This window comes from Candidatus Syntrophosphaera thermopropionivorans, from assembly GCF_004353895.1.
GTDB classification, from domain to species: domain Bacteria; phylum Cloacimonadota; class Cloacimonadia; order Cloacimonadales; family Cloacimonadaceae; genus Syntrophosphaera; species Syntrophosphaera thermopropionivorans.
In genome coordinates this window covers 78,825-92,180 of sequence record NZ_SMOG01000001.1, presented here as the reverse complement: position 1 = coordinate 92,180, position 13,356 = coordinate 78,825, and the positions used below count along the sequence as shown (strand labels likewise).

Here is a 13,356-nt window from a genome sequence, read left to right as displayed (position 1 = left end):
TGTTGGTGAGGGTAATTATTTTATTTTGATTATTTTAGCAATTACTTTCTCTTTACCTGAGGATACTTTCACGAAGTAAATTCCAGAGCTTGTGTTTCTTTCTGTAGTATCTTTGCCATTCCAAGTAAATTGCATATCCTGAAGAGGATATCCATTAAAAATAGTTTGAACTACCTGTCCTTTAAGGTTGTAGATTTTAATATTCATTAACTTTTCTGGATCGGCATTTATCACAGTGAAAGTTGTTTCATTTACAAAGGGATTAGGATAATTTGGCAATAATCTAAGTCCTGTTACTGGTGGTATTGGAATATCAGGTTTGGTCGATTCCTGAAAAAGGTTAGTAAAGACATAATCAATCAAATCTTGGGCAGATGACGCCTGCATATTGTAGAGAGGGAAACTTAAACATAATACCTGACCTTCTCCATAGTAGCGATGAATACCTACACTTTTTCCGTTTAAGGTGCCCTGGTTGCTTTCTGGGCTATAATCGGAACCATACAGATAAATACTCTCTTCCGGATTTACCGGTTCCATTCCCTCCACGCCAAAGATATGACTATGCCAGGAGGATATGGTTTTTAAACTGTCAACTTGGAGAGCAGGATAATTTTCATTGTTAGGAATTGCATATTTAAAACGGCTCTGCACATTGTAATTTACTCCTCCGATGCCCAAAACCTCATTGATAAAACTGTCTTCAGAAAAGGATGCCGGATATCCCGCAATCAATTCAAATGCCTTACTCGGATAATAGACAGTGAAAAATATATTTCCTCCCAACCGAATATATTCCCCTAGAATATCACGAATTTCGTAAGGATAGGTATTATCGCCAATATCATTGCCATGCCACAAAATAGATGAATAGATACCGATATCTGCCAATTTCAGGGTTCCGGTTTGTTCTTCCAGGTCCAATAGGGAGACCTTTTCATAATTCTTTAAAAGATCATTGTAAAAATTATCTACTGCCTCATCAGTCGGTTGAAAAGGAGTTGTCCCGCTGAAATTCTTGCTCTCGTCTATCACATAAATACCTCTATCCAAGGAAACCATTCTACTTGCCAAAGGTGAAGAGAAGGGACTTTGATTTCCCTCCGAATCATTGGCAGTAAGGCGATAGTAATAATATTCCTCATTACTTTTTACATCCGTATCGGTATAAGAAGTATCAGGGACAGGAACAGTAGCAATCATTGTTTCCGTTGTGTTTGAACCCAGAGAACGATAGATACTATAGCTTGCTATATCCAATTCCGAATTGGGTTGCCAAGTAATAGTTATAGAATGTCTATCTGGAAAATCGGCAATTAAATTTGGCGCTGCAGGAACCGAAAAAGGTGTGCCGCTTCCATATTTACGGATACTTGTTAAGCCGTCATCATTTACATTACAAACAGCTATGTAATAAGATTGCCCTTCCTCAAGTCCGCTAATAATACATTGGTTTTCATTTATATATTGCCAAAAAGTCATTGAATCGATTTCTGTTCCATAATACACTGCATATTTAGTTACTTCCGGATCGGAAGAACTATCCCATATCGCCAGTAAAGAGTTTCCTGTTCCGGGATTATAAACTTGAATATTATTCACCGGAAAGGGCTGATTAGCAAATATAACAGTAGCAGCAGTAGCTGCCCGAACTATTTCACTGGCATACTGAAAATCCAGATAATCAATCAAATCATCACTGCTATGGAGATAGGGATTGAGATAGCGTTCAAAGAAAAATACGGCATTAAAGCCGTTTTTTGAAAAGATACCGCTATCGGAACCCATATCCGTCTCTCCCAAAACCGGTTGATAAGAACTATATTGTTGGGCGATTCTTATTGTTTCATAACTATATTCTTCAGAACCTTGATAAGGCATAACCCGAAACTCTTGGCTGGTCTGCAAATTATTCGCTATCATATCCAGATTGAGCATCACTCTTATTTCCTGATTCGCATTGATGGCGTAATTGCAATACGCTTCAGAACCCCAACCATTACCTTCTTCAGCACTAAAAGCGATAAAACGAATGGAAAATTTTGGCTGATATCCTATCGCCATCATCACCCTGGCAATTTCTAATACACCTGCCGTGCCACTGGCATTATCATCTGCACCGGGAGCAAAGACATAAAAATCGGAATTGGCAGAATATGAATCATAATGTCCTCCTACTATGATATAAAGATCCGGATATAAATATCCAGGAATAGTGGCAATAACATTATATTGAGTAGTATTATTATGCTGATATTCCTGCATCCAAGTATTGGTAAAACCATAACTTTCAAATTGACCTTTCAACCAATTTGCAACCTCTAAATGATTATCTGCCAGAGCATAACGGGTTTGATAATCCTGCAGGTGTTGAACATAAGCTCTTAAAGTATCAGCATTCACCAAGGAAATTAAATCTAAAATATCTGACTGCGGGTCCGACAACTGAGCGAACAGGAAACAGATTGCTAAAATGAAAGCCAGTAAAAAGCAAGTCTTTTTCATTGTTTCTCCTATACAGTATATTTACCCGAAAAAAGTCCTCTTTTTATTTGATTTATTCTTCTCGTTAGGAAAGTGTCATACACCGGAATAATATGGTTTTTTAGCCAGTTTATCCATTTGCCGTAACTATTTTTCTTCATAGAGTTATTTAGATATTCTAAAACTTATTTGTCAATTAAAATATAGTTAAACATACTTTCCCTAACTAAATCTATTGTAATGTATCAGTGAACTTCAAATCGTATCACCGAAAATTTCAAACTTATATCACTGAAAACTTCAAATGGGTTCTGCATATCAATAATAAAACTTGGGAAACACTGTCAGCATACCACATATCATATCAGAGGGCATTCTATGTAGGGTCTGTAGGCTATGACCATAATCGGATTTGGGTGTCTCCAAGTCAAGTTTGAATATCTTTCATCTTTCTTCTGGATAAAGAGTATCAGGAGCTGCTTCACATCATCCTGACCAACGAGTGCGATGTTTTCCTCTATATAACCGTTGTTAAACTCAATGTGAACAGAGTCACTATTATGATCAGGATCAGTCAGGTCTATACCACAACTAATCCTTTCTACAAGCTTCTTGCCCTCGCCAAATAGAACCCAGCCAAAGATAAAACTCAGCAGAAACGGGTTAATGAACTGGATAGATGTTGATTATCGCTTCTTTTCGATCCTGCAGATCAACTCTTCCAACAATCTGATCATCTCCTTGTAGTCTCAATATTCCCAGGCATCATCGACTCTGGTTTTGATCTCATCTTCGGTCATCTTCTCTGACTGCAATCAAGGCTCTCGGAACTGATTCCACCAGCTTTTGTAGTGGTATTCACCAGCATAGGGATCGGGCTTGGTAGGCTCTTTATCAAAGCCACTCTTGGTCATCTCGATTACCTTCATTGTTGTCCCTAACTTAAATGTGCCTGATTGCTTGGTTAATACTTCTACTGGTTGCTCCATCCCCTCGTCATGTTGCAGAATAAGTTGGCTGCCAGATTTCACTATCTCCTCCAGCGTTACTTGGCTTTAGCGATTCTTGTTTTGGGTAGTCATCTTGATCTCTTTCTCAGTTACCCGACTTTTAATTTATGGGTGCTACTCTCCACCCCTTGCAAAGGTGGTCAGATACTTTCCGCTCAATATGATAAGAAAGATATATGTCTCAATAAACAATCAGATTGAATGAGCACCTATCATAATCGCAAGTCATACAATGCAATACGAAATACGATTGAAAAAATCGTGATATCGCTGACCAGCAAAAACGCCGATTTGAAAAATATTTGATACAATTTGAAAAAATAAGTGAGAACGCATATAAATAAAAGAAGAGAATAGAGAGGAATTTGTCAAAAAACTTGACAGAAATCTTAGATTGAAATTTTTTGATATTTTAGACGCGAGGTAGAGCAGCTGGTAGCTCGTCGGGCTCATAACCCGAAGGTCGAAGGTTCGAATCCTTCCCTCGCTACCATTTTTTAACACCGGTATAATTACCGGGTTTTTTCTCTTTAACATATAATCGGGCGGTGTAGCTCAGCTGGTTAGAGCGTCGGAATCATAATCCGCAGGTCCGGGGTTCAAATCCCTGCACCGCTACCAAAAAATGCGCCAGTAGCTCAGCAGGATAGAGCAGCAGCCTTCTAAGCTGCGGGTCGGGGGTTCGAATCCCTTCTGGCGTGCCATCTTAATAGATACTTAAAATTATCTTTACGGTGGGTGTAGTTCAACTGGCAGAGCACCGGATTGTGGTTCCGGGCGTTGTGGGTTCGATCCCCATCACCCACCCCATTCTTTAGTATGTCAACATCAGATAAATACTTCTTAGGAATAGATATTGGCGCATCCAGTGTCAAATATGGATGGGGGAATAGTAAAGTAGGTTTACAGTATTTCAATAAAAAAGAACTCAGCACCAAAACCCTTCCATTCTTGAAAAATATTATCTCCGAGATTCTAAATTTTGCTTCTGATAATCCTATCTGGCAAAAAATCAAAGCTATTGGTATTGGGACTCCAGGAACAATAGACCAGAATATTCATCAAATAGTTGGAGTAAATCCTAATCTACCTTTTCTGGTAAATTTAAATATAGAGAATCTAATTCCTGAAAATATAAAGATTCCCGTTTATTGGGATAATGACGCTAATTTGATGTGTTTTGCTGAAGCTTGGCTCAGGGATTTTAAATGTGATATTGTAGGAATAACTATTGGAAGTGGTATTGGATGTGGATTTGTTCAAAAAGATAGAATATTTCACGGTTCTCATGGTTATGCCATGGAACTGGGACATATATGTATAATACCTGGTGGAGAATTATGTTCTTGTGGTAGAAAAGGTTGTGTTGAAGCATATTCCTCTGTGGACGGTCTGAAAAGAAGAATAAGTCTACTGGAAATACCTTTCTCCAAAACAGAATCTTCCTTAAATGTTAAAGATTTGCTCTACCTATCAGCAATAGACTCTAAGGCTAAGCAAATTTTAGAGGAAGGATTATATATTCTGGCACAGGGTATTACCAACCTTATTGTGCTTCTCGACCCCGAAATTATTGTCATAGGAGGAGGTGCAATGGAAGGTTCTCTATATGATTGGAAAAAACTTCAGAAACAAATTATAGATTTTATGCCCGCGATAAATGCTGAACATACCAAAATTGAAAAAGCTTTGGCAGGAAATAAAGCAGGTGTCTTGGGTGCTATCATTCTGGCAGAATCTATTAATAAATTTGTTTCGGAATGAAATATGCATATATTATATTTGTGAATATTAGAGGAGAGTGAAAAAATGAAAAAGATATTATTTGTCATAGCAATGGGTCTTTTAATGCTGACTATGTTGTCAGCAAAAGAGATGAAAGATTATACAGAAATAGTGATTGATCCCAATCCTATGGATAATTTTACCAATATAACCGTAAGTTTTAGTAGTCCCGTTGAGGTTCAAATAAGTATTGAAACTGGCAGTGGTAAGGTGATTAAAACACTTTATAGTGGTATGATAAAAAATTATCTTCGTATTGGTTGGGATAGAATTGGGGATGATGGCTCTTACACACCCTCTGGTGAATATTATTTAGTAGTTCGTTATAACCAGAGATTTACTTCTATAAAGAAGACAATGATACTCAGGTAACGAAATAGAAATAGAGAAATTTACTTACCCAATAATCCAAAAGCGTAAGCTTTAATTTTTTTGCAACTAACTTAGTTCTGCATTATCTTTTTAATTGTATTATTATCTATAAATCAATAGGTTAGAATATTGTACACCTCTTTTAGATAAGTTATTTCTTGACAGATTTTGAGAGTTCTAATTTTATAATATTCAGATGGGAAATTGTTTTTTTAATTTAAGAACAAATTCCCTTGATGGTATAAATGATTCGTTATTCTTATAAATATACAGAAAGCGGAAAGTTATAATATTGGAATAGTATGAAGTTATTCACAAATGTCTCTCTTCCGACATCCTCGGCAGCTTTTAAACGGGTTAATGTCCTGTTTAATGAAACTATAATCAAAATTTCCAGTGATGAAATCCAATCAGATGAGTTAACCGAGATTATAGATCTTAAAGGAAAAATATTACTTCCAGGAGCAGTTGATGCCCATAGTCATATTATAACTGAAAAAGACGCTGAAAAAAACCTTGCTCATATCACTAAGTCCGCATTATTAGGTGGATGGACAACTTTTGCTGAACTGAGTTACTTTAATCCAAAGCCCATTTTCCACTTAGAAGATATTAAATACTGGCAAGATCTGATAGAAAAGAATTCCTTTTTGGATATGGCACTTTGGGGAAATGTTAATATTGCCTCCTATCCTTATCACGCTGAAGCAGCTCAAGAATTATGGTCTCAGGGAATAGTAGGTTTTGCACTTTTACATCCTTCTCCCAATAAACACATTCCTACTATATCTCTTCCAGAAATAATGGACCTTTTTCTGGATATTTACGAATCTGATACTCTCTTTGCTTTTCAAGGTTATGATTTTGAAGATGACCAGGAATTCTCATTCCAATCCCAGGATAATGCTATAAAGAAACTTTTACGACGCATTCAAGAAAATCCTATCCATCTCCCTTATATTTCATATTATCCTACCTTGGAATTTTTGAACAGTATCTATAAACGCACAGATATCTCTTATGCCCTAAATATTGCAGATTTGATGAAGTTTTTCTCTGGCATTGACCTTGGTCAAGAGATTGAGCTGGACGACCCGGAACATCAACTTTTTGAACTTTTACGCACCAATAAAATCTATATGCTTTCCAATAATGTTGAAGCTTCATCTGTTCCTGAAAATGTGAGTTTAGCTTTTCGGGGTACAACGGAAAAATTGTTACCCTATTCCTATCTCTGGACACTCTCAGAACTATGGAAAAAGCGAAAGGTTCCACTGGCTACGGTGATAAAAATGACTAGTGAAAATTCAGCTAAGAGATTGGGACTATATCCCACTAAAGGTTGTATAGCAGCTGGTTCAGATGCTGATTTTGTGATTTATAACCCGGAAAAAGAAACTCTGTTTAAGGCACCTGATGGCAGTATAAATAAATTGGAAGGAAGCATAGAAGAGGTATATCTAAGAGGAAATAGAGTGGTTCAAAAAGGGAAAGCAGCAACTGCCAGTGGTTCTTTTCTCTTTCGTAGAAATTCCCCTAAGAGACGATATAATACCACTTCCTGGATTTAAAAAATATATTAACTGGAGGATAAATGGAAAATCTGGAATACCTGAAAAGCCTGCTGGACATACATCCTGAGCTCCAATATGAGATTATTGAACAATACTGGACAACGGATTTCCTGCGCTTTTATCATAGCCAGACCAATTACAACATCAGCAAGGAAACAACCACGCTGAGTGCAACTATCTACAAGGGTAAAAAATCATTTAACTTTATGCTGGATAATGCAACTTCTGAAAAACTTGATAATGCTGTCCACAATGCCCTGGCAATAATAGATAAATTGCCCGAAGACCCTTATTTTGTAGACTTGGAGAATGACAAAACCCTGGCAAAACCAAGAGAAGTAAAAAACAATATTGAAGCAATCCCCTTAAAATTGAAAACAGAAATCTTATCAAGAATTGCACAAGCTGTTGCACCACATAATTTTGATATATTTGGCTCCTTTGTCTGTAACTATCAAAAATACAGACTCATTAACAGCAATGGATTAGATAAAACCAGTGAGAATTCTCCTTATTATCTGGAAGTTAAAGCTGTTCATAATAAGTCTCAAGTGACCGTGATAGAAGCATTTGGGGGAGAAGACTTTCAATATTTCCGGGAACAGAACTTTATTGAACATTTATTACAAAAAATTGGCTATTGTTTTAACGATATTGTGGACATTGAGCCAGGAACTTATGATGTCATTCTTGCTCCACGCTGTCTGGGTGAATTTGCTCAATACCTTACCTATGGTATGCATGCACGCTCTTTAGACCAGCACAGCAGTTTCTTTGAAGGAAAACTCAATCAAAAGGTATTTCCCGAATGGATTAGTATCTGTGATGACCCGGATGACCCGGAAATAATTCATAAGGATTACGGTTCTAATGGCCATATCTATCGTTATCTTTCTCTGGTGGACAATGGAATATTCCGTAATTTTATGTGTGATAACTATTATTCACACAAGACAGGACTTCCTAAAAACGGAAATACCGGCTCTTGTTTAAAAATTGAGGCAGGAGACAAGACTCTGGATGAAATGATAGGTAGCGTCAAACATGGACTGTTTATATCCAGTCTTCACTATATGAATTTTATCAATCCTAAAGAAACCTCTATAACTGGTTTAACCAGAGATGGAACATTTCTTATTGAAAATGGGAAGATTACTAAAGTAGTAAATAACCTTCGTTTCACGGAAAAAGTTGCCCGTATCTTTGAACATATCCAGGCTCTGGAAAATCGCAGTCATCCTGTTCCTTTTTCTGGAAATTACGAAATCTTTGATATTGAAACGGTGAAATCTCCCCATGCTTTAGTGCGAGATTTCAATATATCTTCATCTACTAAAACAATCTGAGGGTAATAAAATGGAACAAATAATAAAACAAACCATACAAAAATTATCGCTTCCCGAAATCACTTTTGCTGATGTACGTATCACTCGCACAGATAATGAAGGCATCTTTTTCCAGAATGGCTTTCTCAGAGGTTATAGTACCAACCTTGATTCTATTGCTCTGGGTATTAGAGTGTTGATAAATGGTTGCTGGGGCTTTGCTGGAACCAGAGATTTAAGTAATGCTTCCATAGATAAAGCTATCCATACTGCTATCTCTAATGCCCATTTTGGAAGCCTTTTCCAGAAAACTAAAGTAGAATTCCCTCCTCTTTCTCCTGTCCAAGCGGAATATGAACATCATCCTGAACAAGATCCTTTTAAAATGGCAAAAGAGGAAAAGATTGATTACCTTCAGAGATTGGCGGAAGCTATTAAACCACAGGAAAAGATTGTACATTCTATCATTTATGCAGCTTTTATGCGTCAGGAAAAATACTATGCTAATAGTGAAGGCACCTATGCTCATTACACTTTTTATAATACCCTTCCTATGATGTCAGTCTTAGCTTCAGATGGAGCTCAAGTGCAATCTCGCACTTGGCCTGGACATATGGGTGCTGGAAGAGCTGGATTTGAGATATTCCATAAACATAAATTTGAAGAAAACACTGAACGCATAATCAAAGAAGCCACTGACTTACTGTCTGCTCCCACTATTGAAGAAGATAAAGCAGATATCATTATTGGAAGTGGTCATCTTGCTCTCCAATTACATGAATCCGTAGGACATGCCACAGAAGCAGATCGTATCTTTGGTATGGAGATATCTTATGCCGGTAAAACCTTCATTAAGCCTGAAATGATTGGCTCTTTCCAGTATGCTTCTCCAGTAGTGAATATCTTCAGTGATAGCACAGACCCTCGTGGAATGGGCTATCATCCTGTTGATGATGAGGGAGTTCCAGGAAAGAAAGTGGATATAATCAAAAATGGAATCCTGGTAAATCAGCAAACTTCGCGTCAGATAGCTCCTCTACTTGGTCTGGAACCTTCTTCTAATATGAGAGCTTCCTATGGAGATGATTTCCCCTTGGTGCGGATGACTAATTTCTGTCTTGCTCCTGGAAAAGGCACTTTAGATGAGTTAATCCAGGACACTGAACACGGTTATTTACTTGATTTCACCAAAACCTGGAGTATAGATGATAATCGTAATAACTTCCAGTTTACCACAGAAATAGGATACAAAATTGAAAACGGAAAGATAGTGGGAATTGTTAAAGAACCAACCTATTTTGGAATCACTAAGGAATTCTGGAATTCCTGTGATCGTGTTTGTGGTCCTGAAGAATGGGATTATCAAAGCACCTTCAATTGTGGTAAAGGAGAACCCGGACAATCAATGCAATTATCTCATGGAGTTGCTCCTGCTAGATTCAGAAACATTAATGTTCGGGTAAAAATATAAGAGCAGAATCAGCTTTCTGCTGCTTCATAATTAACCTGCAGAAAGAAACACTATATAAAAAAATGGTGCGTCGTAAAGTTTTATCTTACGACGCACCTTTTATTTAGATTTCACTTTAGAGAGGTTAAAAGCTATGGTCAGTTATTTTTAAAAATTTTTTCCTATCTTGATTATTTACAATTTTTGCCACAACCTAAATGATTTGCATCTGCATTAGGACATCTATCTACATTGGGAGAAAATTTTCCATCACGAGAACCTAAACCCATACCACTTCCGGGAAATAGATTTTGCATTTTAGTTTTCTGCTCTGGAGTTAACTCTTTCATAATCTGTTCTCTCAATTCAATCAGGTTATTAGCTCGGATGCGTTTTTTCTCATAAAGCTGGCTATTAAGTATTTTTGCAGTGGTGTAATCTTCCTCTTTCAAAGCTTTATGCAGATCAAGCTGAAGGTTCCTAATTTCTGCATTAATTGTATTCATTGCTTTTCTATGATTAAGTTGCAATTCATCCAGCTTCTTTTTCTGTGCCTCGGTTAAGTTAAGCTCTTTAAGTGATTTATTGAACCTAACCTGCTCAGACCGAGGATTTAATTCTAAAGTGGCATTCATTTGAGAAGTTTTGTTACTTTTAACCATTGAAGGTGGCATAGTTTTAGCTGTATCTTTAGCCCAGATTATGCCTATTAACATTAAAGCGATTAGTGTGATAATAAAGGTCTTTTTCATTTTACTTTTCTCCTTTGATTATTTTTTTCTCCCTGAGTGTCCAGTCTTACCATTTTTGATGAAAAATGTTCTTTTGCTTCTTGAGCACTCATAGTTTTCCGCCATTCCAGCATTTTATAGCCCATAGCTCTTTCCATCTTGCTTTGAGCTTCCACCGATTTTTCAATTATGGCTTTGACTTTTGCCTCATCTACTGGGTCTTTAGATAGCTCTTCCATCAATTCCTTTTTAGTTTTAATGAAACTATCACGCAAGGCTACAATCTGAGGGTCAAATCTATCCGGTGGAGCAAATCTTCCCTTATTATTAGGTGGAGGTCCATCTGGAGGTCTTTGATAATGATGCTCTATATGATTGTGCCGAAATACATTCATAACTATCAAACCACCAATAATTCCGGCATTAAGAAAAAGCGATATAAGTAAAAGAATAGTCAACACGCGTTTACTCATTTATAATCCTCACTTATTTGGTAAAATAAATCTTCCATCAAGGTGCTTTCTCCAAAGACTACCAGATTCAAACTATCCGTCTGTGATACTTGATTGCTGTAGATTACGGAAGCATTATCTGGAAGAGGGTTAACCCTAATATAAGCAGTTTTCCCTAATGCCCAACCTCCTATCAAACTTAAAACTATTGCTATAAGAGCAGGAATGGTTTGCCATCTAACAATATATCTATTCAACATTCTTTTCCGCTCATGCTTAACCGTTTCTTCCAGAATGCTATTATGCAACCAGGAAGGAAATTCACGAACAGGAAAGGTGCTTAATAATTGCTGTAATTTCCTGGCTTCCGCTTCATATTTACGGCATTGGGGACAATTTTCCAGATGCAGCTTTAGAGCTTTTCCTTTCTCTTTTGGAAGTTCATTATCAAGCTTTAATTCTATCAGAAACTGAGCTTTACTGCATCTCACGGTTGCCTCTTTACAAATTTCATTCTTTTAATCTTTTTCATAACTCTATACCCTTCCTTCCATTCTATCCTTCATTAATTTTTTCCGCAGTCGTTTCTTAGCTCTTACCAATAATGATTCTACAGCTTTTACACTTATGCCCAATTTTTCTGCTATTTCTTTATAGCTAAGTTTATCAAAGTATTGCAGTTGAATAACACTGGCTAATCGGGGTGGAAGTTCTTTAATGGCTGAATGAAGTAAGGAATAATCTTTCTCATTAACCTTATTGCTGCGATCTTGCATTTGTTCAAAGGATTGAGGCTCAAAATTAACATAACGATTCTTCTGTTTCAGATAGGTCATACTTTTATTATGAGCAATGCGATACAGATAGGAAAGAGCAGTAGATTCATCTATATTATCAATATGTTCGTAAAAGGATAGAAAGACCATTTGCGCAACATCATTAGCATCGCTTTCATCCCCTAAAAGGGAAAGCAAATAGTTATATATCCTTTTCTCATTAGCTTTTAAGAATTCTGGGAACTGCTCTTTTTTCATTATATTACCTTATAATTTTTAGCCAAAAAGGGATTAGACCCTTCAAATTATCCTTTAGAAATGATGTCAAGATATTTGGTCTCTTGCACTTTCTCTTTTTATTTGCTATTTATCTTAAGTTTGAATAGGTTAGCCTGGAAAAAGTTCAGCTTAGCACATTAGGTCTCATTAAGGTAACTGCGGTTTTCTTCCTGGTAATTATCTTTCCCTCAATCAATAGGTTATTTTATTGACTATTCGTTAGAAAATTATTTTCCCCTCCTTTCTATTTCTTTCCTGTTTCTTAGCAAAAGAGCTAAGAAAGAGCCAAGAGAGAGCCAATAAAAAAAGAAAAGTGTTATACATTTGATAATATAAAGCTGAATGTTTTTGAACAACACTAATAATTATATATCTATCGCAAATTGTTACTATTATCCTGGTTTATTTAAAAGGAAGGGTGAATTTTTCTCTTGGACAATGATGCTATTCCGGTTACTATTTTGCTATAAGAGGAGGTTGATAAAATGAAGATATTAGTGCTTTTTTATTCCACCTATGGACATATCTATGAAATGGCAAAAGCAGAAGCAGAGGGAGCACAGAGTGTTCCTGGAACGGAAGTGATTTTAAGAAGGGTGCCAGAAACTTTGTCCCCTGAGATTTTAGAAAGGATGCAAGCAACGGAAGCTCAAAAGAAATTTGAACATATTCCCGTAGCAGATGTTCAAGATTTAGCTGACGCAGATGCGATTATCTTTGGCACTCCCACTCGTTTTGGTAATATGTCAGCTCAAATGAAGACTTTTCTTGATGCCACAGGACAGCTCTGGGCTCGTCATTCTTTAGTAGGAAAAGTTGGTGCTGTTTTTACCAGTACAAACACTCAACATGGAGGGCAGGAATCAACTATCTTGAGCTTTATGATAACCTTACTTCATCATGGGATGATTATAGCAGGCTTGCCCTATACTTTTGATGGTCAAACCACAATGGATGAAATTGTTGGTGGCTCTCCTTATGGAGCTTCTACCATTGTAAGAGGGGATAATTCTCATATGCCTTCTCCCATAGAATTGGATGGTGCTCGTTATCAAGGAAGATATGTTGCCCAGTTAACTGCTAAGCTTAGAAGCTGATTGTTATTGACACAAATTCAG

11 protein-coding genes and 4 tRNA genes are annotated in these 13,356 nt (G+C 36.8%); 10 read left to right on the top strand and 5 right to left on the bottom strand.

Annotated elements, in window-relative coordinates:
- Positions 1 to 15: 15 nt before the first annotated feature.
- Complete coding sequence (locus E0946_RS00395) at positions 16 to 2,505, bottom strand: M20/M25/M40 family metallo-hydrolase (protein ID WP_133200489.1); 2,490 nt, start codon at positions 2,503 to 2,505, stop codon at positions 16 to 18.
- A gap of 1,406 nt (positions 2,506 to 3,911) precedes the next feature.
- Here E0946_RS00395 and E0946_RS00385 point away from each other — a divergent pair.
- The 9 genes from E0946_RS00385 to E0946_RS00345 all read left to right on the top strand — a co-directional run bounded on the left by E0946_RS00385 (position 3,912) and on the right by E0946_RS00345 (position 10,021).
- A tRNA-Met gene (locus E0946_RS00385) sits at positions 3,912 to 3,987 on the top strand.
- A gap of 51 nt (positions 3,988 to 4,038) precedes the next feature.
- Positions 4,039 to 4,115: transfer RNA gene (locus E0946_RS00380), tRNA-Met, on the top strand.
- A gap of 6 nt (positions 4,116 to 4,121) precedes the next feature.
- Positions 4,122 to 4,198, top strand: a tRNA-Arg gene (locus tag E0946_RS00375).
- Positions 4,199 to 4,228: 30 nt separating this feature from the next.
- Positions 4,229 to 4,304: transfer RNA gene (locus E0946_RS00370), tRNA-His, on the top strand.
- 9 nt (positions 4,305 to 4,313) lie between these two features.
- Positions 4,314 to 5,258 carry an ROK family protein gene (locus E0946_RS00365; RefSeq protein WP_133200488.1) on the top strand — a complete coding sequence of 315 codons (945 nt, stop codon included), beginning with the start codon at positions 4,314 to 4,316 and terminating at the stop codon, positions 5,256 to 5,258.
- Between the two features lie 45 nt (positions 5,259 to 5,303).
- On the top strand, positions 5,304 to 5,651 hold the full coding sequence (locus E0946_RS00360; RefSeq protein ID WP_133200487.1) for a flagellar hook assembly protein FlgD: 348 nt from the start codon (positions 5,304 to 5,306) through the stop codon (positions 5,649 to 5,651).
- Between the two features lie 302 nt (positions 5,652 to 5,953).
- The gene (locus E0946_RS00355) at positions 5,954 to 7,222 is read left to right on the top strand and encodes an amidohydrolase family protein (protein WP_133200486.1); all 1,269 of its coding nucleotides are present in this window, start codon (positions 5,954 to 5,956) and stop codon (positions 7,220 to 7,222) included.
- 23 nt (positions 7,223 to 7,245) lie between these two features.
- Positions 7,246 to 8,571 carry a TldD/PmbA family protein gene (locus E0946_RS00350; RefSeq protein ID WP_133200485.1) on the top strand — a complete coding sequence of 442 codons (1,326 nt, stop codon included), beginning with the start codon at positions 7,246 to 7,248 and terminating at the stop codon, positions 8,569 to 8,571.
- A 10-nt stretch (positions 8,572 to 8,581) separates the two neighbouring features.
- Positions 8,582 to 10,021 (top strand): TldD/PmbA family protein, encoded by a 1,440-nt coding sequence (locus E0946_RS00345; protein ID WP_133200484.1) that lies wholly within the window; start codon positions 8,582 to 8,584, stop codon positions 10,019 to 10,021.
- Between the two features lie 170 nt (positions 10,022 to 10,191).
- Here E0946_RS00345 and E0946_RS00340 read toward each other — a convergent pair whose 3' ends face one another.
- Genes E0946_RS00340 through E0946_RS00325 form a run of 4 tightly spaced genes read right to left on the bottom strand, consistent with a single transcriptional unit; the run spans position 10,192 to position 12,217 of the window.
- On the bottom strand, positions 10,192 to 10,752 hold the full coding sequence (locus E0946_RS00340) for a Spy/CpxP family protein refolding chaperone (RefSeq protein WP_133200483.1): 561 nt from the start codon (positions 10,750 to 10,752) through the stop codon (positions 10,192 to 10,194).
- A complete protein-coding gene (locus E0946_RS00335) occupies positions 10,749 to 11,204 on the bottom strand; it encodes a periplasmic heavy metal sensor (RefSeq protein WP_133200482.1) in 456 nt (151 codons plus the stop codon). The genes E0946_RS00340 and E0946_RS00335 overlap by 4 nt, the downstream gene beginning before the upstream one ends.
- Complete coding sequence (locus tag E0946_RS00330) at positions 11,201 to 11,674, bottom strand: zf-HC2 domain-containing protein (RefSeq protein WP_165942038.1); 474 nt, start codon at positions 11,672 to 11,674, stop codon at positions 11,201 to 11,203. The genes E0946_RS00335 and E0946_RS00330 overlap by 4 nt, the downstream gene beginning before the upstream one ends.
- Positions 11,675 to 11,719: 45 nt before the next feature.
- On the bottom strand, positions 11,720 to 12,217 hold the full coding sequence (locus E0946_RS00325; protein ID WP_133200480.1) for an RNA polymerase sigma factor: 498 nt from the start codon (positions 12,215 to 12,217) through the stop codon (positions 11,720 to 11,722).
- Positions 12,218 to 12,723: 506 nt separating this feature from the next.
- On the opposite strand from E0946_RS00325, the gene wrbA reads away from it, so the two are divergent.
- The gene (gene wrbA / locus E0946_RS00320) at positions 12,724 to 13,335 is read left to right on the top strand and encodes an NAD(P)H:quinone oxidoreductase (protein WP_133200479.1); all 612 of its coding nucleotides are present in this window, start codon (positions 12,724 to 12,726) and stop codon (positions 13,333 to 13,335) included.
- The last annotated feature ends 21 nt before the right edge of the window (positions 13,336 to 13,356 follow it).